Source organism: Novosphingobium sp. BL-S-24 (genome assembly GCF_055521575.1).
On record NZ_CM145487.1, the window covers coordinates 929830 to 954039 of the forward strand.

Sequence of the window (24210 nt, forward strand, 5' to 3'; positions counted from 1 at the left end):
TTAGGAGAGAAGATCGGGATTGATGGATGCGACGGATGACCGCTCGACAAGATCGTGCGGCAATCGTCGGTGCGTGAGTTGAATGCCTTCCAGCAGCAGTTGCGTGGCCGCCAGCGCAAGTTCGCGGGTGGGCTGATGGATGGTGGTCAGTTGCGGCCAGACCATCCGCGCCAGCGTTGTATCGTCGAACCCCGCGACCGACAGGTCTGCCGGTATCGAAAGACCCATGTCATGCGCGACGGAAAGGATCCCGGCGGCCATGTCATCGTTGCTGGCGAAGATAGCGGTAGGGCGGCGGGGTGAATTGAGAAACGCATGAGCGGCCGATACACCGCTTTCGAAATCGAATTCGCCGGGGGCAACCAGCGCGGGCTCAAACGAAATGCCCGCCCGATCCAGCGCGCGACGATAGCCGAACAGCCGTTCTTCGGACGCCATGTGGTTGGGATGCCCGCGCACGAAGCCAATGATACGGTGACCTTTGTTGATGAGGTAGGTCGTCATGTCATCCGCGGCCTGCGCATCGTCCATGAAGACCGACGATGTCATTGCATGGTTGGTGCCCGGCGATATGCGCACGAACGGAATGTCCATCCCGTCCAGCGCTTCCAGCACCGGCACGCAGTCGGTCACCGGCGAGGAGAGGATGACGCCATCGACATGGGTTTCCGTCACCAGCCCGCGCACCTGATCGCCGACGGTCGGATCGGTCACGTCCACCGGCTGCGCGAGCAGGCGCAGGCCAGCCTGGTTGCATCCTTCCCAGCACCCCATCTGGATCTGGTTCATGTAATACGGGCTGTGATTATCGTAGATCAGGGCGATCTGGCGCGATTTCGTCCCGGCCAAAATGCGCGCGGCGATGCTTGGCCGGAAATCCAGTTCACGCATGGCCTTTTCCACGCGTTCCTTGGTTTCATCGCTGACGTAGCGGTGCCCGTTCAGCACGCGGCTGACCGTCTTGACCGAAACGCCCGCCAACGCGGAGACGTCTTTGATGTTTGAGCGATCCGTCATGCGGCTTTCAGCGTCTCGAACAACGCGGCGAAGGGGCTGGACGGCAGGTAGAATACGGGCGGCTGGCCATACGGTGCCTCGATCCTATGGGCTCCCGGCGCAAAGTCCTTGCCGGACCAAACGTGTCGCCACGGCTGATCCCCCGGCAGGATGACCGACCGCGCCATGGCATCCGCCTCCACGACGGGAGCGACCAGCACGTCCGCGCCGTAGAGATACTGGTCCTGCACGCCGAACAGCGCTTTATCGAAATAGTGGAGGAACAGCGGACGCTGCGCCGGCAATCCCGTCGTGACCGCTTCCTCGCAGAGGTGGCGGACATAGGGCGCCAATTTGGCGTGCACACCCGACATGGCGGCAAATGCGGCAAGCAGATCGTCGCTGGAGTCTATCTGCAGGTTGTCATCCGGGCGGTTGCCTTCGTGACTGCGCATGACCGGCGAAAACGCGCCGAGTTCGCACCAGCGCTTGATCAGATCCGGCGTCCGCACATTGCCATGCAGGCTGGTGTAGCCGCCGACATCGCTGTGCGAATAGGCGTTGCCGACCAGTCCGGCCGAAAGCGCAGCGGTGATCACGGTGTTGATGCCGTCATGCCGGGTGAAGTCTACCGACTGGTCGCCGGCCCAAAGCAGCGGACAATGCGCCTGAACGCCCGAAAAACCGGCGCGCATGAAGAATACGGCCTCGCCGGTCTTGCCGCGCGATGCGATGGCGCGGGCGTTCGCTTGCGCCCACAGCACCGGCCAGCGGTTGTGCAGCAGCATCGGATCGCTGCCGTCGTGCAGGCGAAGGTCTACCGGCAGGTATTCACCAAAATCAGCCATCCAGCCTGAAAGGCCGAAGTCCAGCATCTCCTGACCGATGACGCGTTCGGCAAACCAATCGAGGCTGGCGGGATTGGTGAAGTCCACGACGCCGCAATCGAATTCGCCAAAATCGACCAGGTATGGCTCGTCACTATCCTGCCGCAGCGCCAGATGGCCCCCGGCGAGCGCCTCCTGATATTGAACGCCGTCATTCGCCAGGTAGGGATTAACATAGCCCAGGAAGCGAATGCCGCGGCCTGCCAGATCGGCAATGCGCGCGGGAAGATCGGGATAGCGCGCCTCGTTCCACGACCAGTCCCAGAAAAGACGGCGGCCAAAGGTGGTCTGGCGGATTCCGATCCAGTCCTCGCACCACAATCCGCTGACGACCGCGCCCGCATCGATGATCCGGTCAAGCCGCGCGAAGCTGGCTTCACCTTCCTTGAGGCCGACGATGGCGCCGCCGATCGCCCAATCGGGCAACGACGGCTGGCGTCCGAAACGAGTGGACAGCAGGCCCACAAGGTCGGCAATCGTCCCGGCTGCGAAGAACTCCAGGCGGAACGAGCCTTCCCATGCTTCTATCTGGTGACGCGAGGGATCGGTGAAATCGAGGACCGAGTACGCGCTGCTATCAAGGTGGCAGGCGTATAGAGTAGAGGACAGGAACGTCGGCTGCGGGTAATTGGTCCACCAATAATCCCCGCCCGCCATGCCCTGCTCGTCCATCAGGCGCGTCAGTTCGGTCGTCTTGTCGCGGCCGACTCCCGGCTCGCTCGTCCAGATCGGAAAGCGACGGCCCGACAGGTCGAGGTAGCTCATCTGCTCCCCGCCGCCCCAGACATGTTCACCCGGGTGGGCCAACAGGTTGATCGAGACGCGATCGTATGTCGCATCGATTGTTTCGATCGACAGCGCGTCGCCCACGGACGTCAATCGCGCGGCCGGCTCACCATCGGGCAAAGCGCAAAGCAATAGAACTTCACCGTCGAGTCGCGCATAGGGCAAGGCGAGTGTGTCGCTGGGCGCATCCTTGATGTCGAAGTTGCCGCGAACCATCACGACCGTCGCGGATCCGCGAGCGATCGAGATGGCGGGATCGCTGACGCTGCTGCGTAGAATTTCCTTATCCGCCAGATGGCAAGAAAAGCCGTCGTCGCGAATGGTGAACGTCAGCGCCAAAGGTCCGGTCTCCCTACAGTGTGCTTGTGATGCAGCACTCCGCGCCGCAATTGCCCTGTCTCGTATGACACCGCTTGACAGAAATGACAGTCTCAATCAAGAGGCAGGCAACCAACAGGACGACCTGAGGTGAAAAACTTCGCGCCGATCCGGATCCAGGAGGGGAAACGTAATGATTGCAACTCAGCCATCTCGTATAGCAAAGCGCGCCGCGCTCGCGATGTCCGCATCTGCTCTTGCATTTGTGTCGGCTACGCCTGCCCAGGCCCAGGTGGACGAGATTGTCGTTACTGCTCAAAAGGTTGAGCAGAATATTCAGGACGTGCCGATCGCCATCAGCGCCGTCACCGGCGATGCCATGGACCGTGCAGGCGCCAAGAGCCTGGAAGACATCACCTCGATCGTTCCGTCAGTCACGTTCCGCAAGGGTACGACCAACGCGAACAGCGCCATCGTCATGCGTGGCGTCGGAACCATCAGTTTCTCGATCGCGGCGGAGCCAAGTGTGTCCACCGTTGTCGACGGGATCGTGCTGAGCCGCTCGGGCCAGTCGTTCCTGGACCTCGTCGATTTCGACCGCCTCGAAGTACTGCGCGGGCCTCAGGGCACGTTGTTCGGCAAGAACGCTTCTGCTGGTCTGGTAAACATCGTCTCCAAGGGCGGCACTGACAGCTTCGAAGCAGAAGCCACCGTATCGGGCACGACCGACGACGAATACCGCGCGAAGATGACCCTGTCCGGGCCGATCGCCCAGGACGTGACCGGTCGTCTTACCGGTTTCTATGGCAACTTCGACGGTAACATCAAGAACCGCTTCTATGACAAGACAGTCAATGGATACGAGCACTACGGTGCGCGCGGCCTGATCGATTATGATGGTGAGGGCGGCCGCTTCCGCATCATCGCCGACTATTTCAAGGCCAACGACGACTGCTGCGCCGAAGTCACCGGTGTATCCCGTGGTGCAGTGATTGACGGTGAGCTGGGCATTGTTCCACGCGGCGAAGACACGCGCGACGTGAATCAGAACCTCATCACCCGTTCGCTCGATCGTCAGTACAGCATCACGCTGAGCGCGGACATCGACACGTTCGCTGACCACACTTTCAGCCTCGTCACCGGCTATCGCAACTGGCGCAACACCGAAATTCGCGACGGTGACTTCCTCCCGCGCGCGATCGTCGGTACGCCGCAGCTGCATGACCGTGGCACCGTTGAAACCGATCAGGTTTCGGCGGAAGTTCGCCTCGCATCGCCGCAGAACCAGCCCCTGACGTATCAGGTCGGCGGCTTCCTGTGGTATTCGAAGAACTCGCAGGACTTCACCCGCGCGGACATCACTTGCTCCACGTCGACATCGCCGATCGACGCGATCAGCGGTGCCCGACCTTGCAACTTGTCCGACACGGTCAACACCCTGTTCCCGACCGCCACTTCCCGCAGCGACGTGTCGTTCCGCAACTGGGCTGTCTTCGGTCAGGCGACATATGAAATCACGCCGTCGCTCCGCGCTACCCTGGGCGGCCGCTTCACGCATGACGATGTGACATACACACACACCCGCGCGCCTGCCATCAACGCTGCTACCGGGCTTCCGGCCACCGGCGCCGGTCTGTCGGGCGTTGGCGCTGGCGGCCTGATCGCCAACGGCGGCAACGGCACCAACACCTCACGCGGCAGCACCAGTGCCAGCAACTTCTCGGGCAAGGCCGTGCTGCAGTATGACGTCGCGGACGACGTGATGGTCTACGGAAGCTATACCCGCGGTTACAAGGGGCCGGCCTTCAACGTATTCTTCAACCACACCGCACCTACGAACTCGAGCCCGATCGACCCCGAAAAGTCGAACAGCTTCGAAGCAGGTCTCAAGAGCCAGTTCTTCGATCGCAAGGTGCAGATCAACGCCTCGGCGTTCCTGGTTGATTATAAGGGGTTCCAGGCAAACAACTTCGTTCTGCTGAACGGCGCGGTCGTCACCAACCTGACCAACGCCGGCACCGTGCGGTCCAAGGGCTTCGAAATCGACGCGACGTTCGCGCCGACCGAAAACCTGACGTTCCGTGCAAACGCGGCTTATGCCGATGCCAAGGTGCGCCGTTTCAACCCCAACCCGCTGACCAACGCACCTGACGCCCGCGACGGGACACGCCTGCCGCTGGCCCCCAAGTTCAGCTACACCATCGGCGCCGATTACGACGCGGAACTGGGTCCGGTGAAGCTGTACCTGACAAGCGACTGGCACCATGTCAGCAAGCAGTTCTCCGATCTCGGCGAAAGCGGCCCGATCGATCCGTACGGCATCTGGAACACCAGCATCGGCGTATCGGATCCGGACGATCGCTATCGCCTGACCTTCATGGTGCGCAATATCCTAGACGACAGCTACGTGCTGCTCAACACAACGGCCGGCCAGCGCCTGATGATTCCGCGCGATGCTGACCGTTACGCAGGCCTCAATCTGCGGGCCCGTTTCAACTGAGGGTGAGCGCAAGCACCTTCGGCTGATGCCCGCAACGAAACCCCCGGCGATCTCCTCCCGCCGGGGGTTTTTTGCTGCCTACCGGAAACGGCTAACGCTTCAGAACGTGAAACGCACGCCTGCCGCGATCTGCGATGCCTTGGTCTTGCCAAGGCGGTAGCCAATGTCCTCGTCATCGCCGAACTGCAGTTTGCCGCCACTGGTCTGGCGATACGTGTAGTCCGCCGTCAGTGCGACAGCAGGCGACAGGCGGAATGCAACACCGGCGCGGGCCTGCCAGGCAAACCGGATGGACCCGTCATCCTCGCCCAGCGCCTTTACATGCGTGCCGACTGCACCCAGTCCGACGCCGATGTAAGGGCTGATCGTCGCGCTTACGGGAATGTCATAGGTCAGGTTCGCCATGACCCCGACCTGACGCAGTTTTGCAACCGATCCATTCGTGGCACGGATCGTGGTGCCGTCGATCTCTGCTCCGTCCAGACCTTCTGGGTCGATGATGCCTGCTTCTGCCAGTGCATCGACGACGTCCTCCACATCACCTGCGGTAATGGCGGTGCCGTTCACGCTGCGGAACTGGATGCCACGGACCTTGTTGCGGGAGTAGGAGAGGTCCACGCCGAACCGGACGGGTCCGAAATCATAACCAATTTCGCCCGCGATCAGCCAGGCTGACTTCGTCTCAAGCCGGGTGTCCAACCGATCGTCGGTTTCGTTGTCGGTGAACGTGAATTCGGGATTGTTGAGATCGGATACACCGGTACGCAAGGCGACCGAAAATCCTGACGTGTCCTGCGCATATGCAGACGTTGCGAATGTAGATGCCAACAGTCCGACAGCAATAAAGTACTTCATGATTTCCCCCTCTGAGAAAGTGAACACAATGGTGCGACCCCCACGTTTTTATCGGGGACGCCATTGCCGCAGCGGGGGAAGCCTTCGCATCACCAACTTTCGGGATGCGAAGGCGAAATCAAAATCTGCGAAATTTTAGCGAATGTCTTTTCGAGGATCAGACCGGATCGGCCACCTCCAACTTGGGCTGCATCAGGTGGATGAACGCCGTCGCAACAAGATAGGCCGATCCGCAGATGACGAAGAGCGGGACATAGCCCATGCCCGAATCGAGCGACCATCCGGCGAACTCGATAATGCCGGTCCCCGTCAGGTTACCGGCTACCGCGCCCAGCGAGATGACCGTTGCCATGCGGCGGGAGGGGATGATCTCGGTCGCCATGCCGAAAATATTGGTCGAGAACCCTTGGTGCGCGAACAGGCCAAGGCCGATGCACACCGCGGCGACCCACGGGTTGCTGGCCAGCAAAGCCAGAGGCAGCAACAGGACGATCAATGCATAAGCCAGCATCGAACCTTTCCGGGCGGCGTTCATCGAAATCCCGCGCAGAAGCAAGGAGGGATAGAGCGCCCCGGAACTGATGGCTCCCAATGCGGCCAGCGTGAAGATCACGGCGATCGGCCAGCCGAGCTCGCCTTGGCTCAGGCCGAACTGACGGGAGAAGAAGTCAGGAGTCCAGAACAGGATGAACCACCAGACGAGGTCGGTAAGGGCCTTCGCGCCGATCACCGTCCAGCTGCGGCGGTCCGAAAGGATAGCGCCCCACGCCACTTTGCCGCGCGTGGTGGCGGTCTGTCCTGCGATCGGCGTCAGCTTGGAGGTGTTGAGCTGCCATGCCACCAGCCAGAGCAAACCCAGGCCGCCGGTAACAAGAAAAGCAGCTTTCCAGCCGAACGCGATGGCGAAGGGGGGGATCAGCAAGGGTGTTAGAATCGCACCGATATTGGGTGCGGTATTGATGATGCCGATGCCGATCGAACGGCGTTGCGTGGTCAGGTAGACAGCAGCTGTCTTCATGGCGGCGGGCGTGTTGACCGATTCGGCCGTCGCCAGAACCGCCCGCGCGATCACGAACTGCTGCACGCTGGCAGCCAAGGCGTGGGCCATGCCGGCAAGGCTCCAAACCGCCACGGCGAAACCGTAGGCGAACCGCACCCCGAAGCGATCGACGAACCATCCAACGCCTAGCAGGGACGCGGCGGCCGAAAGTTGGAAAATGGACCCGAGATGCGCGAACTGTTGATCGCTCCAGTTGAATTCCGCTTCCAGCATGGGCTTCAAAAGCGCCAAAACCTGCCGATCGACGTAGTTCAACGCTGTCGCCAGGAATATCAGGCCGATCAGGACGTTCTGCGCTCGCGCGACCGCCGGATCGGCGGCATGCGCGACAGTTGGTGCCGGTGCTTGGTGGATGGTCATTCTCCGGCTCTCCCGTTGTCCGCCGCTTCATCAGGCAGCGATTCATGGCATTCTCGCGCAAAGCTCTTGCTCCATTGCGCGCATCGCCATACAAGTCGATATGACACCGCAGGACATACGGCAAGCATCTTTGTAGTCTGACGGGTGCTCATGGGAGAAGAAGACAGGTGAGCGCAGAACACGCCGGCGATCTTTATGGCGAGCTTTTTCTCAGCCAGATGGAGAAAGGCGCGCCCCGACCTTCGCGGCTCGACCGCTGGAAGCTCCTGTGGCCGGGTCTTGCCATTTGCGGCATCGCGAGCATCGCTGCGGCGTGGCTTTCCGAGCACTACGGTGCGCCCATCATCCTCATGGGCCTGCTTATCGGGCTGGCGCTCAATTTCGTCACCAGCGAAGCGCGAACCCACCCCGGCCTGGATTTTGCTTCCAAGGCGTGCCTGCGCTGGGGCATCGTCGTGCTGGGAACCCAGGTGACGATTGCCCAGATCGGCGGACTCGGCCCGGTTCCGTTTCTAGCGCTGCTGGCCGTCATGGCCGCTGCCATGGGCGCGGCGTTGCTGGTGGCGCGCTTTAACGGCGAAACGGTCTCGATCGGCTTGCTGGCCGGGGGCGCGACGGCAATCTGTGGTGCGTCGGCCGCACTGGCCTTGTTTGGGGTGCTGGGTTCCAAGCGCGTCAGCCAGGCGCAGTTCGCGCTTACACTCGTCGTCATCTCGCTGCTGAGCGCTCTGGCGATGTCTTTCTACCCGCCGCTGGCCGGTATGCTTCATCTTGACGACCGTCAGGCTGGATTTCTGATCGGGGCGTCCATTCATGATGTCGCGCAGGCGATCGGCGGGGGGTATGCCTATTCGGACGTCGCGGGCAGCTATGCGACCATCGTGAAGCTGTCTCGCGTGGCGCTGCTGGCGCCCGTGGTAGCCATCGTGTCGATGCTGATCGCCGATGAAGACGGTGCGGATCGACACTGGATCAAGCGGCTGGCCATGCCCTGGTTCATCACTCTGTTCCTTGCGGTGGTGGTGATCAACTCGCTCGTGACCATGCCGCCGCTCGTCGCGCATGCCAGTCTGACCCTTTCGAAAGCGCTGCTGCTGCTGGCGGTAACCGCCACGGCCATGCGTTCGCGACTTGATCTTGTTATGCAGATGGGTTGGCGTGCGGCAATGCCGGTCGTTGCCGCTACCGCTGCGTCCCTGCTGGTGGCGCTTGCCTTCAGCCTGCTGATTTTGTGAGACAATGATGACCGAACCCCTCTACGATATCGCGATCATCGGTGGCGGTGTGAACGGCTGTGGTATCGCTCGTGATGCGGCCGGACGCGGCGCGAAAGTGCTGCTGTTGGAACAGGGAGATCTGGCCGGTGGAACATCTTCCGCGTCGACCAAACTGATCCATGGCGGATTGCGCTATCTTGAGCACTATGAATTCGGTCTGGTGCGAGAGGCTCTTTCCGAGCGCGAGCGGCTTTGGGCTATCGCACCGCACATCATCCATCCGATGCGGTTCGTCCTCCCGCATGTGAAGGGGTTGAGGCCGCGATGGCTGCTGCGTCTGGGCCTGTTTCTCTACGATCACATCGGCGGACGCCGGGCGCTGCCTCCCACGAAATCCATAGACTTGCGCCGGCATCCGGCTGGCAAGGCGCTCAAGGCTGGGTACGGTCCCGCGTTCGTTTACTCGGACGGATGGGTCGATGATGCGCGCTTGGTTGTGCTGAATGCGCGCGACGCGGCGGACAAGGGCGCGACCATCCTTACACGCTCTCCGGTTGACGGTCTTGAGCGGGCCGACGGTCAATGGATTATCCGCAGCGGCGGGAGCACTTTTTACGCGAAAGCCGTCGTCAATGCCGCAGGTCCGGCTGTTCTCGATCTGCTCGGCCGGGCAGGGCAGGCGACCTCACGCAAGATGCGGCTGGTGCGCGGGTCTCATATCGTTGTCCCGCGGTTGTTCGATCACTCCTACGCTTACTTCTTTCAAATACCGGACGGGCGGATATTCTTCGCAATTCCGTACCAGCAGGACTTCACGCTGATTGGAACGACGGATCGTGATCATCACGGCCCGTTGAGCGAAGTACACGCTAGCGACGAAGAAATCGCTTATTTGTGCGAAGCGGCCAATGCCTACTTCGAGCAGTCGATTTCACCTGCGGACGTTGTGTGGACGTATTCGGGCGTGCGTCCTTTGATCGACGATGGGTCAGGCAAGCCGGAAGCTGCGACACGCGGGTACAGCTTTGATCTGGATGTAGATGGGCAGGGCGGTGCACCGCTTCTTTCGGTGTTCGGTGGCAAGATCACGACGTACCGTCACTTGGCCAAGGACGCGATCGAGAAACTGGAGATGCTGTTGCCGGCCCTGAAAGGCAAGGATTGGACGGCTGAAAAGCCGCTGCCGGGCGGCAATTTTGCATTGGACGGCATCGAAGATCTGAAGGCCGGTTTGGCGCGAGACTATCCTTTCCTCGATCCCGCAACAGTGGATCGCATCGCTCGCGCTTACGGCACCCGCGCCCGTGACTGGCTTGGTGATGCCCGAGCGGCAGCGAACCTTGGCCAGAGCTTCGGCCATGGACTGACGGCGGCTGAAGTAAATTACCTGATGGCCAATGAATGGGCAAAGCGCGCCGACGATGTCATCTGGCGCCGCTCGAAACTGGGATTACGGCTTAACGAAGATCAGGTGGCTGCCATCGAACAATACATGGGTGAGGTACGGTGAAGGGCGAATACATACTGGTCTTGGACGAAGGGACCACCTCCACTCGGGCGATCGTCTATGCACCCGATGGGTCGATCCTGCATGTCGCCCAGTCTGAATTGACCCAGTACTATCCCGAGCCCGGCCATGTCGAACACGATGCTGCCGAGATTTGGGAGAAGACGCTGGCCTGCGCGCGCAAGGTGATCGAACAGGTGGGCGGCGCCGATCGGATTGCGGCGCTGGGGATCACGAACCAGCGGGAAACCGTTGTCGCGTGGGATCGCGAAACCGGCAGCCCACTCACGCGTGCAATTGTCTGGCAGGATCGACGCACTGCGCCACGCTGCGCGCAGCTTCGTGAGGCGGGGCATGAAGAAATGCTCCAGAGCCGAACCGGGCTGGTGATCGACCCTTATTTTTCCGGTACCAAGATGCGTTGGGTACTGGATAACGTGCCGGAAGCGAAAGCGCTGGGTGACCGTCTGGCGCTGGGCACGGTGGAAAGCTGGCTCGTTTGGAAACTGACCGGCGGCCTGCACGTATCGGACGCCAGCAATGCCAGCCGCACGCAGCTAATGGCACTGGACGGAGCCGGATGGGATGACGATTTGCTCGATCTGTTCGGAGTGCCGCGCGTGGCGTTGCCCGAGATCGTCGATACCGCAGGTCTGATAGGCCATTGCGACCCGGGACTGCTTGGAGCAGCGATTCCGATCAGCGGACTTGCCGGAGACCAGCAAGCCGCAACTATCGGGCAGCATTGCCTGAACATCGGCGACACCAAGGCGACGTTCGGGACGGGGGCGTTCGTCCTCACGAACATGGGGCAAAAGCTGCCCCGCTCCTCGCACCGATTGCTGGGGACCGTACTATGTCAGCATGGCGGGAAGCGCACCTACGCCCTTGAAGGTTCGATCTTCGTGGCCGGGAGCCTGATCAAATGGCTCCGCGATGAACTGGGCGTCATCCGCACAGCGGCCGAGAGCGAGGATCTGGCCCGCGCCGTTGACGACAATGGCGGCGTGCTGTTCCTGCCGGCTTTGGCGGGTCTGGGTGCGCCGCATTGGAGGCCCGATGCCAAAGGCGTCGTCACCGGCCTCACGCTCGGAACGACCCGCGCTCATATCGTGCGGGCGGCGATGGAATCGCTGGCGCACCAGTGTCACGATCTGCAGTCCGCGTTCGCCGCCGATGGTGCGCAATGGACCACGCTGCGCATCGATGGCGGGATGAGTGCGAACAATTGGATGGCGCAGGATCTTGCTGATATGCTGTCCTTGCCGGTCGAGCGGCCTGCCGACACGGAAACGACGGCTCTTGGCGCGGCAATGCTTGCGGGAGTTGGGGCGGGCATTCACGCCTCGCTTGAGGACGCGATGACGATGGGCGGGGCGCTTACCCGCTTTGCTCCGTCGATGCCGGCATTTGCCCGTGATGGCCGTATAGCAATGTGGCAGGCAGGCCTGCAGCGCCACATCGATGGCTTGGGATAGCCGAGTACGCCGTCAGGTTTTGATGGCGCAACGCCCGGCGACCACTGCGCCTGCACCGGCTATCCAACTCACCAACAGGAACGATAGGCCGTAGTCGCCGCAGGCCTCGTATATACTCGCCATGGCGGCGGGGCCGATCATAACTCCAAGGAAAGTGTAGACCAGCACGCCGCCGATCACTCCGCCAGCATCCCGCGGTTCGCAATGGCGCGTGCATTCAGCCATGACGACGCCGTTCCAGCCACTGATGCAGAAACCGAACAGGCAAAGCACGGCTACCTGAACGGCCAGGGGCAGCGCGTCTAGTTGCCACAGGGCAATCATGCAGCCCATCGCAATGACCCCGATCATCGACAGGACTCGAAAGCCGCCAAGCCGGTCGCCGATGCCGCCCCATGAGATACGGCCCAACGCGCCGCATGCCTGTATTGCGCCAGCGGCCATCCCGGCGTGAACCAGAGACCAGCCATGGTCGACAAGCATGATAACCGCGAAAGCGGACAGTGACAGCTGCAGCGAAGAATAGAGCAGCCCGATCAACGACAATGCGCGCAGCGGTGCGCTGCGCAGCACCAGCCGCTGCTCGTGAAGCAGGTTCTGCCATACACTGACGGTGGCAGCGCGGTCATCTCGATGGGATCCGCCCTTGAGTGCCAGCACGCCGATCATCAGGAAGCAGGGAACCGCCGTGATGGTCAACGCCATGCGCCAGCCGATGCCTGCAGCCATTGCGGGCAACAGAAGGCTCGCCAACACGCCGCCGATCGGCACGCCGGCCTGCTTTATGGAAAAGATCAGCGAGCGCCGGTGTGGGGGCGTCACTGCGCCGAGTATCTGTGCCGACGCCGGGTTCTGGACGCCATACCCGATGCCGATGATGACCGACCCCAGCAGCGCTAGCCAGACGTTCACCGTTGCCAGCAGGAGCAGCGCCAAGCCGTAGCAGCCTAATGCGATCTGTTCGACTTGAACCGGCCCGCGCCGCTGTATCATCGATCCGGCCATCGCGGAGGCGACAGTGGATGCGGCGTATATGATACTGATCTGATAGCCGACATAGTGCGCCGACAATCCGAAATCCCGAGCCACGAAGGGGGCAATGCCAGTCAACGCCAGGGCCGCTAGCGTGGAGAGTATCTGGATCGTCGTCGTGGTGACCAACGCAGGCGCGATTGCTGACGCACCGGCCGATTTGGAAGCGCTAGCCACGGTCATGATTGCTGTTTCATTTCCGATCGGGATAGACCTCCCGACAGGCCAATGTCCATGCCGCAATGCAGCATGGACATTGATTATTTCGCCTTAGAACAAGTCGGCCTCCAGGCCCATTACAGGTTCCGGCCCCGCGTTTACACGGGCAGCGTGCATGGTTGCCCGCGGCAGAACGTAAGCGGCGTAATAGTGCGCCATAGCCGCGTTTGCCTGTGCGACACGGGCATCGAGTTTATGCGATGCACCGAGCATCCGCACCCACATCCAGCCGAGCGAGACCAGCGCAAAGAGGTTGAGGTAGTCCGTAGCTGCTGCTCCCAAGGTATCCGCATCCCCGGAGGCGGCGGCGATGGTTTCGCTGGATCGCTCCAGCAAGGCCAGCGCTTCTCGCAGGGCAACAGTCATCGGTTCAGCGCTAGCTGCGCACTTATCAATGTCAGCGGCGATCAGCGCCAGGTAACTGCGCAACGTCACGCCGCCGTTCAGCGTTACTTTGCGCGAAACCAGATCCATGGCCTGAACACCATTCGTCCCCTCGTAAATCTGGGTGATACGGGCATCGCGCACGAACTGTTCCATTCCTGCTTCGTGAATGTAGCCGTGCCCACCAAAGACCTGCTGCGCGGCCACGGTCGTTTCAAAACCGAAGTCGGTAAACGCCGCCTTGATTACGGGCGTAAGGAGGGCGACGTCCGCGTCTGCGGCTGCGCGCGTCTGCGGATCAGGATGGCGATCGGCTACGTCCATCCGCATTGCCGTCCACGCCGCCAAGGCGCGCGCAGGCTCGATAAACGCGCGACCGGAAAGCAGCATCTTGCGCACATCCGCATGCTGGATGATGGCGACCGGACCCTTGCCTTCGCCATTTTTGCCCTGAAGACGCTCACGCGCATAGGTCGCCGCGTTTTGTGTTGCGGCGTCCGCCACGCCAAGGCCCTGAATGCCGACGAACAACCGTTCCGCATTCATCATCGTGAACATCGCGTTGAGACCGCGCCCCGCTTCGCCGACCAGCCAGCCGGTGGCGCCATCGTAGTTCATCACGCATGTCGGCTGGGCGTGGATGCCCATCTTGTGTTCCAGCGCGCCAACCGACATCGCGTTGGAAAGGTCCCATGTGTCGCCTTCGCTCTGCAGGAATTTGGGGACGAGAAACAGGCTGATCCCTTTCACTCCCGCCGGAGCATCGGGCAGGCGGGCCAGTACAAGGTGGACGATGTTGTTGCCGAAATCCTGATCTCCCGAGGAAATGAAGATCTTGGTGCCTGTGACCGAATAGCTGCCATCACCATTGGGCTGCGCGCGCGTACGTAGCAGACCAAGATCGGTCCCGGCCGATGCTTCGGTCAATGCCATCGCGCCGCACCATTCGCCGGTCGTCAGTTTACCCAGATAGGTTGCCTTCAGGTCTTCCGAACCATGCGCAGCGAGCGCTTCGGCAGCCCCACGGGTCAGACCTGGAAACAATCCGAACGAAAGGTTGGCGGCAGACACCATCTCGTCCAGCATGATCTGCATCGTTCGTGGCAGGCCCTGGCCGCCATACTCCGGGTCACCGGCAAGGCTGGACCACCCGGCTTCGACGTATTCAGCATAGGCCTGGGCGAAGCCGGGTGCCGTCACGACCTTCCCATCGACAAGCTGCGTCCCTGCCAGATCTCCCGGAAGGTTCAGCGGAGCCAGCCGATCAGCACACAGGCGCCCGGCCTGCTCAAGCACTTCGGCGGCGAGTTCGCTAGTCACGTCCTCGAAGCCGGGTAGCTGCGCCATCTGGGCATCGAAATCCAGCACGTGTTCCAACAGAAACTTCATGGTCGTGACAGGCGGTTGATACGAGACAGGCATTATCGACTCCGACTTGCGGGGGGCATCGACCTACTGTACCAAACGATCGTTACAATCAAGAGGCTATGAGTTGAACGTTCCCAATCGTCAAGAAGATGTGCTCGCTGCCGCTGCAGCTCTATTCGCGGAACGTGGTTACGCGGCCACGAGCATGAGGGACATCGGTGAGCGTGTGGGCCTGCTAGGTGGTTCTCTGTACCACTACGTCAAAAGCAAGGATGCGCTATTCGTGCGGATACACGACCGGGCTTTGCAGGATGCGGAAGACCGTATTTGCGCATCGATGGCAGGGCTGGTCGATCCTTCAAAGCGGTTGGCGATGGCATGCCGCACGCTATTATCGATCCAGTTGGACCCGACATCTCTCACCATGCCCTTGATGAACGACTTTCGGGCGGTGCCGGATTCCGTGCGCGAAAAGCTGGTCGAGAGACGTGATACCTTCGAACGTCTGTTTGCGGAACTGGTGGAAGCAGTCGCGCTACCGGCGGGCACCGACCCGGTAATCTACCGAATATTGCTCCTGCAGACGATCAATGGCGCGAGTATGTGGTATCGCCACGGGCGGCTGAGTTTCGATGACGTGGTGCAGCAGGTGCTGCATATATATGCTATCGACCGGTGACCCGGCGCTTTCAATTCCTGGGTTTGATCATCCGGCACAGCCCTTCCTGGGCGACGCTTGCAATCAGGGTTCCGGCGCTGTCGTAAACCGAGCCGCGTGCGAAGCCGCGGGCATGTCCTGCCCATGGACTGTCCATCGTATAGAGCAACCAGTCTTCAACCGGCGGTGTGGCATGAAACCAGACTGCATGATCCAGACTTGCCATTTGCAGATCAGGCGAGAAAAGACGCGGCGTGTGCGGCAGCACCGCCGTCGAAACCAGCGCGAAGTCACTGGCATAGGCCAGGATGACCCGCTTCATCGCGTCATCGGCTGAAACGGGTGCGGCAAGACGGAACCAGAGAAACTGCCGAGGCATCTTCGCACTGTCTGCGGCCCCCGCCGTCGCTGATGGACCGGTCCTGATGTCGAATGCAGCCAGCCTGTCGAACATGGCTTGCGGGAACTTCTGTCCACTAGCAGCCAGCATGGACTTCAGGTCCGGGCATTCGTCCGGGCCGGGAAGAGGAGGTAGCGGCGCCGCGTGGGCAAAACCGTCTTCGGATCGATGGAAGGATGCGGCCAGGTTCAGGATCGGTTGTCCGCCCTGCATGGCAACGACACGGCGGTTGGCGAAACTGCCGCCATCGAAATCGCGCAATACACGGTAAATGATGGGGCGGGTCGTATCTCCCGCGCGCAGGAAATAGGCGTGGAGCGAATGCGCCTGCCGTTCGCTACCGACACTGCGAGCAGCGGCGCCCAGCGCCTGTGCGACAACCTGACCACCGAATACACGGCCCGGCCGTTCCTCCGCAGATGCCCCGCGATAGAGGTCGGTGTCGATTTCCTCCACTTCGAGCAATGTGCTCAGAAGGCCCACAGCATCGCTCACGCTTAGTTCTCCGCAGACTGCACCGGAGTGCCGGTCAGCCAGGATTGCGCCTGGCGATCAATCGACAACAGTTCTTCCAGCGTCTGTTCGATCGCCTTTTTCTGTTTTCGCAAGTCAGCGATACGATCGCCGACGCGTTTGCGCAGGGCGCGAACCTGTTCATGGTGTTCGCGGTCCACATCGTAGAGATCGAGAAATTCCTTGATCTCGCGAATGGAAAAACCCAGCCGCTTGCCGCGAAGGATCAACTGCATTCGGCCCATCTCGCGCCGACTGTAGATCCGCGTGGCGCCTACGCGCTGCGGCGCTATCAGCCCCTTGTCCTCATAGAAACGAAGAGTGCGCATTGTCACGCCCAACTGCGTCGCCGCGTCCTGAATACCGAGCATTTCGGGGTCACTTGCTCCCGAAGCGTTCTCGGTCAACGGGGCCGACGATGCAGACTGGTCGATCGCGCTCAACTGGCCGGCCCATTCTCTCGCCGCGCTATTTCCTCGGCGGCAAGGTCCTTCTTCGACAGCTTGCCAACCATGGTCTTTGGCAGCGTGTCACGAAATTCGATGGAGGTGGGTATTTCGATCTTATTCAGTCTCTCACGAAGGAATGACAGAAGTGTCTCTTCGTCAAGCATGTCACCGGGATGCAAGGACACGAATGCTTTCGGCGATTGACCGCGATAGGCGTCGGGAACACCAATCACTGCAGCTTCCGATACCATGGGATGTTCGTACAAGGCTTCCTCGATCACTCGCGGATAGACGTTGTACCCCCCGCACAGGATGACGTCCTTGATACGGTCGACAAGGAAAAGATAGCCCTCGTCGTCCAGATAGCCGATATCGCCGGTCCGCAATGCGCCATAGATAAAGGTGTTCTCGCTGTCTTCCGGGCGGTTCCAGTACCCCTTCATGATCTGCGGACCACGCGCGCACACTTCGCCTTTTTCGCCGACCAGACAGGTGCGATGAAGCTCCTTGGGGTCGCGGATTTCCAGCGATGTGCCGGGGAATGCGGGGCCGCAGGAGTTGTCTTTCACCACTCCTTCAAGCGGATTGCAGGCGATGATCGGACTTGCTTCGGAAAGCCCGTATCCTTCGACAACGTTGACCCCGGTTTTTGCTTCGAACTCTCGCCGTACTTCCAGCGGAAGGGGCGCGCCGCCGGAGATGCAAACGCGGACATTATCGAACTCACCGTGAAGTTGCTGACTATTCAGCGCGGTGTAGAGCGTGGGCACGCCGAAGAATTGCGTCGGCTTCGTGCGCTTTGCCGTTGCCAAAAACGATTTCATTTCGAAACGGGGCAGCAGGATCATTTCGGCCGCGGTGTCGACCGAGTAGTTCAGTACCGTCGTCAGAGCGAACACATGAAACAGCGGCAGGACGCCGAGCGTCCGTTCCTGCTTGTCCGGCATATGGCCGACATGGGAAATCATCTGCGCCGAGTTTGCCGCCAGATTGGCATGGCTCAGCATCGCGCCCTTGGGAACGCCGGTCGTTCCCCCGGTATACTGCAGGACGGCAAGGTCAGAGGGCGAGCGCTCCACCGGATCGGGCGCTTCGTCACGAGCGATCAGGTTGGCGAAGCGGGCGTAGCGAAGGTCATGCGGTTCGTGCGCGATGTCTCCGCGCTTGAACAACAGGAATGCCCGCCGCTTGAAAGCGGGGAGCACATCCGCAAACGGGCAGACGATTACGCGCTTGAGGCAGGTCCTGCCGACCAGCGGCTCGATCTTAGGAAGCGAAAGCGCGAGGTCGGTGGCGATCATCACCTCGCATCCAGAATCCTCGACCTGGTGGGTCATTTCCCGCTCGGTGTAGAGCGGGTTGAAGTTCACCACGACCGCGCCGATGCGCAGAATCGCAAAGTAGCAGATGACGTAATAGGGTGTGTTCGGCAGGCACAGACCAACACGCATTCCCTTGACCACGCCAAGGTCCTGCAGGCCACGGGCGGCGCGTTGCGACAGCGCGCCAATTTCGGCATAAGTCCATTTTCGGCCCATGAAGTCGATCGCCGGCCATGTGCCATGCGCTTCTACCGCATGATCGAGCAGGTCGGTCAGCAATCGCGGCGCGATCGGCGGCATCTCTTCCGCTGGATTGGTGGGGGTTGCGGGAGCGACCCCGCCGATCATCGCCGCGTCATTCATCAGAACGCCATCCTTCCACCAAGCGAGAATACCAAGGCCGATGCGTCGCGCAGTTCGCCATCCGTCAACACGGGGGTCTGGGCTGCCGTGCCCGGATACGCCGCCGTGATGCGATCGATCGGTGCGTCCTTGAACGTGATGTACGATGCTGCCGCGTCGATTGTGAAACGATCGTTCAGCGCATAGCTGGTGCCGGTCGAGAAGTTCCAGCGGCCGCTATCGGGCACCCGGGCATCTCTATCGCCATTGCGGGTCGGCGTGATGCCACGCTGGAAACCGCCGCGCACGGTCCATTGCGGGGTCACTTCGTAGTCTGCACCCAGAGCCCAGGTCCAACTGTTTCGGTAGTTTTCGGGTATCGAGGTATTGAGCGGCGCACCCAGATCGATACTGTCGAACTCGCTCCAGCCCATGCGCACGACCTGCGCGTTGAGCGTCAGTTGCGGGCTGACACGAGCGCGGGCGCTGCCGATTATCTGCCACGGCGTGCTGAACTCCGCCTTCGCGTCGATCACGCGGTTCTGTGCGGCGAGCGGACCAAGCAGGCCTTCGATCGTCACGGTCCCATCCAGCTTGTGCTTGATCGCCGATTTGTACGCCAGACCGAGCGAGACAGGGCCATCGTGGAACTGCAGACCGGCGGACCAACCAACATCCCATCCCTTGCCCTTCAGGTTCTGATGCCCGTCGGGAAGCAGCGGCGATAGGTTAGGCAGCGCGTTGCCCAGTGCGGCGTCCACATGCTCGATGTTCGCCGCCGCGCCCAGATACAGGCTGTCAGTCAAGGCGACGGCGACCGTCGGCTGAATATCGAAGGTACGCAGCTTGGTCTTGTCGGCCGAGTAGCGTGCCCAGCTATCCGCGTCGTAATCCGTGGTGAACGAATAGGGGGCCGTTACCGACAGACCAACGGCGAAGCGACCGAAGCCATAAGCTACGGCCCCAGAGGGCAGAACGCCTTTGTTGATCGGATTGCGGGCGATCGGGTCACCGCCGACGGGTGCCGGGGCCTGACCTGGGCGGACGATCAGCGTGCCGTTGTCCACTACTTTGCCACGGGGTACGATGACACTGGCGCGAACCGACGCCTCACCGCCCTGGGTGCCGGCGATCGACGCGGGATTCCACCAGAGCGAATCCACACCCTTGTCGGCAGCTTCGCCCGAAAAGGCACGGCCCTGTCCCCGAACAGACTGTTCCTGTAGGTAGAATGCCTGCGCACTGGCCGACCCCGCCCACGCCATCGCAACGGCACTGGCCGCGCCGGCGAGAAGAAGGCGATTTGAACTCACGGTCATTAATGCTCTCCCGAAGCGATTGCTTTTCGCTCGTTTTTTGATGTTGGATACGGTCACTTGATGCGGGTCCAGGTCTGGGTCTTGCACAATGGCCAGACGATGCAGCCCTTGAGTTTCAAGGTGTCGTTACCGGCAGGCGTGATCGTCGCCTTGTAAGTGCCGCCGTCCTCTGGGTTGTAGATCGTGCCGCCGGTCCATTGGCCTTTTTCGGCCTTGAAGCCGCCGAGCAACTGCACTCCCTTCAGCTTGCGATCGCGTTTCGACACATCCTTGTTGTTCACGTCCTGAAGGTCAGGGTTTTTCTGGAGATGGTCGGAGGAAAGGAGCTTTCCGCAGATGGAGGGGCCACACCGGGCAATCGCTACCGATCCGTTCTTCGACGGTGTGCGCCATGTTCCGAGGACCGAATCAGCCCCTTGCGCCAGAACTGGCGTGGCGCTGACTGCCATGGCCGCAACCAAAGCCAGTGCAGTCGGTTTAATCACATGCATTTGTGCGACCTCTCCATCTCTCTGTCCCGTGTTCGCTTGTGCCTGATCTGACGTCCCTTTTCTGAAGGTGGCCGTCGATCCAAGTCCGAACCCGATCAGGTCTAACCCAAAAATCACTTGACGTATAGGGAAAGATTCGCACCTTAAGGGAAGAAGGTTCGGCAGAACGAGAACCGTCACGGATTCGGCGCGTCAGCCGGGCCGATCCGCCATGGAGAGAATGCATGCAAAGCGTCGTGATTGCGGGATATGCCCGGTCGCCCTTCCATCTCGCCAACAAGGGCGCGCTTGCCCGTGTTCGCCCGGACGATCTGGCCGCTCAGGTCATCAGAGGGTTGATCAGCAGGACCGGGGTTGAACCGGCGGATATTGAAGACGTGATCGTCGGCTGCGCCTTTCCCGAAGGCGAGCAGGGCCTGAACGTCGCGCGCATGATCGGATTGCTTGCCGACCTTCCGATTTCGGTCGCGGGGATGACTGTGAACCGTTTTTGCGGATCCTCGATGAGCGCCATTCATATCGCGATGGGCCAGATCGCCATAGGCGCCGGCGAAGTGTTCGTCTGCGCTGGCATCGAGTCGATGAGCCGGGTGCCGATGAGCGGCTTCAATCCGCTACCGAACCCTGTCCTCGCCAAGGACAGCGCGGCGTATATGGGTATGGGCGAAACAGCGGAGAACGTCGCCACCAAGTACCAGATCGCGCGGACGGATCAGGAAGCGCTCGCAGTCGAAAGCCAGAAAAAGGCAGCTGCGGCGCGCGATGCCGGTAAGCTAGTGGACGAAATCGTTCCGATCGAGACGAAGGCTGGCGTTGTCTCCGAAGATGGGACCATTCGCGCCGAAACTACCGCAGAAGGTCTTGCCGCCCTCAAGCCCGCGTTCGATGCCAATGGCTCCGTCACGGCAGGTACGTCGTCGCCGCTGACCGATGGCGCAAGCGCCGTGCTGGTAACGACCGAGGAGTACGCCCGCGCCCATGGATTGCCTATTCTCGCGCGGATCAAGTCAGTCGCGGTGTCGGGCTGCGCGCCCGAAACGATGGGCCTTGGCCCGATCCTCTCAAGCCAGAAGGCAATGGAGCGGGCGGGCATTTCGGCGGCTGACCTTGATGTCGTGGAATTGAATGAGGCTTTCGCAAGCCAGGCGCTGGCGTGCATCGAGGACCTTGGTCTTGATACCGCGAAGGTGAATATCGATGGCGGAGCGATTGCCATCGGCCACCCGCTCGGAGCCACCGGGGCGCGCATCGTTGGTAAGGCCGCCTCCCTACTTAAACGAGAAGGCGGCAGGTACGCGCTGGCCAGTCAGTGCATCGGCGGCGGGCAAGGCATTGCTACCGTTCTGGAGGCGGTGGAATGAGCGGCGACGTGATCAGGAAAGTCTGCGTCATCGGCGCTGGGACCATGGGCGCGGGTATTGCCGCCCATGTCGCGAACGCGGGTGTTCGGGTACTGCTGCTCGACATCGTGCCGAAGGATGGCGGCAACCGCAACGCCATCGCGGAGGGGGCGGTGGCGCGAATGCTCAAGACCGAACCGGCGCCGTTCATGAGCAAATCGGCGGCCAAGCTGGTCGAAACAGGAAATGTCGAAGACGATCTGGACAAGGTGGCCGAGTGCGACTGGATCATCGAGGCGGTGATCGAACGCCTTGATATCAAACAGAACCTTTACGCTCGGCTGGAAGCGGTGAAGCGCGATGGAGCGGCGGTATCGTCAAACACATCCACGATCCCGCTCGGACAACTGGTGGACGGCCGCTCGGATGCCTTCAAGCGTGATTTCCTTATCACGCACTTCTTCAATCCGCCGCGTTACATGCGTTTGCTGGAGATCGTCACCGGGCCGCAAACCGATACCGCGGTAGCTGCCAGGGTGGAGCAGTTCGCCGATGTCGCGATGGGCAAGACGGTGGTGCATGCCAATGATACGCCGGGATTTATTGCCAATCGCATAGGGACTTACTGGATTCAGCTGGGCCTGAATGCAGCATTCCAGATGGGCCTGCCGGTCGAGTTGGCCGACGCCATCGCGGGCAAGCCGATGGGTGTTCCCAAGACCGGAATCTTCGGCCTTGTCGATCTGGTCGGCATTGATCTGATGCCGCACTTGCAGTCGAGCCTGACCTCCACGCTGCCCAAAGATGACCCTTACCACGCGATCGCGCACAGCCATCCGTTGATCGAGAAGATGATCGCGGAAGGGTACACCGGACGCAAGGGGAAGGGTGGTTTTTACCGTCTTAACAAGGAGATGGGCCGCCGAAAGGAAGCGATCGACCTACCGAGCGGGGACTATCGCGAGACCATTCGCCCCGCCGGTCCGACGAGCGCTGCGGCTAAGGGCGATTTGCGGGCTCTGGTGGAAACCAAGGGCCAGATCGGTGAATACGCCTGGGCCGTTCTGGGTGGCACGCTGGCCTATGCAGCAAGCCTGATTCCATCGGCGGCGAGTGATGTGGTCGCCATCGATGACGCGATGAGGCTTGGCTATAATTGGAAAGCCGGGCCGTTCGAGATGATTGACAAGCTGGGGGCTGCCTGGCTGGCCCAACGTCTTGAATCGGAAGGAAAGCCCGTCCCCGAAATGCTGAAAATTGCGGGCGACCGGCCATTCTATCGGGTGGAAAACGGCAAGCGGCAGTACCTCGCAACCGATGGCACCTATAATGACATTAAGCGCCCCGAAGGTGTTCTGAACCTCTCCGACATCAAGCTGGCTTCCAAACCCCTTCTGAAAAACGCCTCGGCCGCTTTGTGGGACATTGGCGATGGCGTCGTCGCGCTGGAATTCACCGGCAAGATGAACGCGCTCGATGGCGAAGTCATGAAACTGATCGTCGAGGCGATCCCGTTGGTGAAGGCGCAATACAAAGCGCTGGTCGTCTACAACGATGCCGACAATTTCTCCGCCGGGGCCAACCTTGGCCTTGCCCTGTTCGCAGTGAACATCGCCGCGTGGAGCGAGATCGAGAAATTGGTGGCCGGTGGCCAGATGGCGTACAAGGGCCTGAAGTACGCGCCGTTCCCGGTCGTCGGTGCGCCTGCGGGTCTGGCGGTTGGCGGCGGGTGTGAAATCCTGCTTCATTGCGATGCGGTCCAGGCCCATGCCGAACTGTACATGGGCCTGGTCGAGTGCGGCGTTGGCCTGATCCCCGGCTGGGGCGGCAATGGCGAGATGCTGGATCGCTGGCAGAAGAACAGGCTGATGCCCAAGGGTCCGATGCCCGCCGTCGCCAAGGTGTTCGAGACGGTGTCGACTGCCTCTGTCTCGCGCTCTGCGGCACAGGCGAAGGAGATGCTGTTCCTGCGCGCCGACGATGCGGTGACGATGAACCGCGATCGCCTTTTGCACGATGCCAAGCAGAAAGCATTGTCGCTGGTGGAAGGATATACGCCGCCAGAGGCACCGCACTTCCGCCTTCCCGGCGAAAGTGGTCGCACGGCGCTGGGCATGGCGGCCGATGGCTTCCACAAGCAGGGCAAGGCGACCGATTACGATCTCGTCGTGTCCGATGCCTTGGCTGGCGTGCTGACCGGGGGCGATGCCGACCTGATCGATACGGTGAGCGAACAGGAACTGCTCAAGCTGGAGCGCGAGACGTTCATGAAGCTGGTGCGAAGCCCGCGCTCGATCGCCCGGGTCGAGCATATGCTGGAAACCGGCAAGCCGCTGCGTAACTGACGAACGATTTAAGGGTACAGGTCGATGGATTTGCCGCCATGGCCTACCCGCCAGGAGAGTGACA

The 24210-nt window shown here is 61.2% G+C and carries 18 protein-coding genes; 7 read left to right on the forward strand and 11 right to left on the reverse strand.

Going from position 1 to position 24210, the window contains the following annotated elements; all coding sequences use genetic code 11:
* Together ACZ1JM_RS04165 and ACZ1JM_RS04170 are read right to left on the reverse strand one after the other, a co-directional pair.
* Positions 1-1017: a LacI family DNA-binding transcriptional regulator gene (locus tag ACZ1JM_RS04165; RefSeq protein ID WP_465131869.1), complete on the reverse strand. Its 1017-nt coding sequence runs from the start codon at positions 1015-1017 to the stop codon at positions 1-3.
* A complete protein-coding gene (locus tag ACZ1JM_RS04170) occupies positions 1014-3008 on the reverse strand; it encodes an alpha-glucosidase (protein WP_465131870.1) in 1995 nt (664 codons plus the stop codon). The genes ACZ1JM_RS04165 and ACZ1JM_RS04170 overlap by 4 nt, the downstream gene beginning before the upstream one ends.
* Positions 3009-3228: 220 nt before the next feature.
* Between ACZ1JM_RS04170 and ACZ1JM_RS04175 the strand changes: the two genes are divergently transcribed.
* Positions 3229-5487 carry a TonB-dependent receptor gene (locus ACZ1JM_RS04175; RefSeq protein ID WP_465131871.1) on the forward strand — a complete coding sequence of 753 codons (2259 nt, stop codon included), beginning with the start codon at positions 3229-3231 and terminating at the stop codon, positions 5485-5487.
* Between the two features lie 99 nt (positions 5488-5586).
* On the opposite strand, the gene ACZ1JM_RS04180 is transcribed toward ACZ1JM_RS04175, so the two are convergent.
* The gene (locus tag ACZ1JM_RS04180) at positions 5587-6342 is read right to left on the reverse strand and encodes an outer membrane beta-barrel protein (RefSeq protein ID WP_465131872.1); all 756 of its coding nucleotides are present in this window, start codon (positions 6340-6342) and stop codon (positions 5587-5589) included.
* Positions 6343-6499: 157 nt separating this feature from the next.
* A complete protein-coding gene (locus ACZ1JM_RS04185; protein WP_465131873.1) occupies positions 6500-7762 on the reverse strand; it encodes an MFS transporter in 1263 nt (420 codons plus the stop codon).
* Between the two features lie 167 nt (positions 7763-7929).
* Here ACZ1JM_RS04185 and ACZ1JM_RS04190 point away from each other — a divergent pair, with 167 nt between their 5' ends.
* From ACZ1JM_RS04190 to glpK, 3 genes are read left to right on the forward strand one after another with little or no spacing between them, the layout of a single operon-like run.
* Positions 7930-8997 carry a YeiH family protein gene (locus ACZ1JM_RS04190; RefSeq protein ID WP_465131874.1) on the forward strand — a complete coding sequence of 356 codons (1068 nt, stop codon included), beginning with the start codon at positions 7930-7932 and terminating at the stop codon, positions 8995-8997.
* A 7-nt stretch (positions 8998-9004) separates the two neighbouring features.
* Positions 9005-10489, forward strand: coding sequence for a glycerol-3-phosphate dehydrogenase (locus tag ACZ1JM_RS04195; protein ID WP_465132578.1), 1485 nt, complete (start codon positions 9005-9007; stop codon positions 10487-10489).
* On the forward strand, positions 10486-11964 hold the full coding sequence (gene glpK / locus ACZ1JM_RS04200; RefSeq protein ID WP_465131875.1) for a glycerol kinase GlpK: 1479 nt from the start codon (positions 10486-10488) through the stop codon (positions 11962-11964). The genes ACZ1JM_RS04195 and glpK overlap by 4 nt, the downstream gene beginning before the upstream one ends.
* A gap of 12 nt (positions 11965-11976) precedes the next feature.
* Here the strand turns inward: glpK and ACZ1JM_RS04205 are convergent, their stop codons facing one another.
* Together ACZ1JM_RS04205 and ACZ1JM_RS04210 are read right to left on the reverse strand one after the other, a co-directional pair.
* On the reverse strand, positions 11977-13179 hold the full coding sequence (locus ACZ1JM_RS04205; RefSeq protein ID WP_465131876.1) for an MFS transporter: 1203 nt from the start codon (positions 13177-13179) through the stop codon (positions 11977-11979).
* 87 nt (positions 13180-13266) lie between these two features.
* Positions 13267-14988: an acyl-CoA dehydrogenase gene (locus ACZ1JM_RS04210; RefSeq protein ID WP_465131877.1), complete on the reverse strand. Its 1722-nt coding sequence runs from the start codon at positions 14986-14988 to the stop codon at positions 13267-13269.
* 130 nt (positions 14989-15118) lie between these two features.
* On the opposite strand from ACZ1JM_RS04210, the gene ACZ1JM_RS04215 reads away from it, so the two are divergent.
* Entirely contained in the window at positions 15119-15646 is a 528-nt protein-coding gene (locus ACZ1JM_RS04215; protein WP_465132579.1) for a TetR/AcrR family transcriptional regulator, read from the forward strand.
* A gap of 10 nt (positions 15647-15656) precedes the next feature.
* Here the strand turns inward: ACZ1JM_RS04215 and ACZ1JM_RS04220 are convergent, their stop codons facing one another.
* The 5 genes from ACZ1JM_RS04220 to ACZ1JM_RS04240 all read right to left on the reverse strand — a co-directional run bounded on the left by ACZ1JM_RS04220 (position 15657) and on the right by ACZ1JM_RS04240 (position 20461).
* Complete coding sequence (locus ACZ1JM_RS04220; protein WP_465131878.1) at positions 15657-16520, reverse strand: acyl-CoA thioesterase; 864 nt, start codon at positions 16518-16520, stop codon at positions 15657-15659.
* A 2-nt stretch (positions 16521-16522) separates the two neighbouring features.
* Positions 16523-16909: a MerR family transcriptional regulator gene (locus ACZ1JM_RS04225; RefSeq protein ID WP_465132580.1), complete on the reverse strand. Its 387-nt coding sequence runs from the start codon at positions 16907-16909 to the stop codon at positions 16523-16525.
* Between the two features lie 68 nt (positions 16910-16977).
* Positions 16978-18672 (reverse strand): long-chain-fatty-acid--CoA ligase, encoded by a 1695-nt coding sequence (locus ACZ1JM_RS04230; RefSeq protein ID WP_465131879.1) that lies wholly within the window; start codon positions 18670-18672, stop codon positions 16978-16980.
* Positions 18672-19970 carry an OmpP1/FadL family transporter gene (locus tag ACZ1JM_RS04235; protein ID WP_465131880.1) on the reverse strand — a complete coding sequence of 433 codons (1299 nt, stop codon included), beginning with the start codon at positions 19968-19970 and terminating at the stop codon, positions 18672-18674. Before ACZ1JM_RS04235 ends, ACZ1JM_RS04230 begins: the two co-directional genes overlap by 1 nt.
* Before the next feature lie 53 nt (positions 19971-20023).
* Positions 20024-20461: a DUF2147 domain-containing protein gene (locus ACZ1JM_RS04240; RefSeq protein WP_465131881.1), complete on the reverse strand. Its 438-nt coding sequence runs from the start codon at positions 20459-20461 to the stop codon at positions 20024-20026.
* A gap of 224 nt (positions 20462-20685) precedes the next feature.
* On the opposite strand from ACZ1JM_RS04240, the gene ACZ1JM_RS04245 reads away from it, so the two are divergent.
* Positions 20686-21822, forward strand: coding sequence for a thiolase family protein (locus ACZ1JM_RS04245; protein ID WP_465131882.1), 1137 nt, complete (start codon positions 20686-20688; stop codon positions 21820-21822).
* Positions 21819-24146, forward strand: coding sequence for a 3-hydroxyacyl-CoA dehydrogenase/enoyl-CoA hydratase family protein (locus ACZ1JM_RS04250; protein ID WP_465131883.1), 2328 nt, complete (start codon positions 21819-21821; stop codon positions 24144-24146). The genes ACZ1JM_RS04245 and ACZ1JM_RS04250 overlap by 4 nt, the downstream gene beginning before the upstream one ends.
* The last annotated feature ends 64 nt before the right edge of the window (positions 24147-24210 follow it).

What these genes read in the sequence shown, in the direction of transcription:
- ACZ1JM_RS04165 (WP_465131869.1), bottom strand. Translation starts at nt 1,017, where the DNA reads ATGACGGATCGCTCAAACATCAAAGACGTCTCCGCGTTGGCGGGCGTT.
- ACZ1JM_RS04175 (WP_465131871.1), top strand. Translation starts at nt 3,229, where the DNA reads ATGTCCGCATCTGCTCTTGCATTTGTGTCGGCTACGCCTGCCCAGGCC.
- ACZ1JM_RS04180 (WP_465131872.1), bottom strand. Translation starts at nt 6,342, where the DNA reads ATGAAGTACTTTATTGCTGTCGGACTGTTGGCATCTACATTCGCAACG.
- ACZ1JM_RS04185 (WP_465131873.1), bottom strand. Translation starts at nt 7,762, where the DNA reads ATGACCATCCACCAAGCACCGGCACCAACTGTCGCGCATGCCGCCGAT.
- ACZ1JM_RS04195 (WP_465132578.1), top strand. Translation starts at nt 9,005, where the DNA reads ATGACCGAACCCCTCTACGATATCGCGATCATCGGTGGCGGTGTGAAC.
- ACZ1JM_RS04205 (WP_465131876.1), bottom strand. Translation starts at nt 13,179, where the DNA reads ATGACCGTGGCTAGCGCTTCCAAATCGGCCGGTGCGTCAGCAATCGCG.
- ACZ1JM_RS04210 (WP_465131877.1), bottom strand. Translation starts at nt 14,988, where the DNA reads ATGAAGTTTCTGTTGGAACACGTGCTGGATTTCGATGCCCAGATGGCG.
- ACZ1JM_RS04225 (WP_465132580.1), bottom strand. Translation starts at nt 16,909, where the DNA reads ATGCTCGGTATTCAGGACGCGGCGACGCAGTTGGGCGTGACAATGCGC.
- ACZ1JM_RS04230 (WP_465131879.1), bottom strand. Translation starts at nt 18,672, where the DNA reads ATGAATGACGCGGCGATGATCGGCGGGGTCGCTCCCGCAACCCCCACC.
- ACZ1JM_RS04235 (WP_465131880.1), bottom strand. Translation starts at nt 19,970, where the DNA reads ATGACCGTGAGTTCAAATCGCCTTCTTCTCGCCGGCGCGGCCAGTGCC.
- ACZ1JM_RS04240 (WP_465131881.1), bottom strand. Translation starts at nt 20,461, where the DNA reads ATGCATGTGATTAAACCGACTGCACTGGCTTTGGTTGCGGCCATGGCA.
- ACZ1JM_RS04245 (WP_465131882.1), top strand. Translation starts at nt 20,686, where the DNA reads ATGCAAAGCGTCGTGATTGCGGGATATGCCCGGTCGCCCTTCCATCTC.
- ACZ1JM_RS04250 (WP_465131883.1), top strand. Translation starts at nt 21,819, where the DNA reads ATGAGCGGCGACGTGATCAGGAAAGTCTGCGTCATCGGCGCTGGGACC.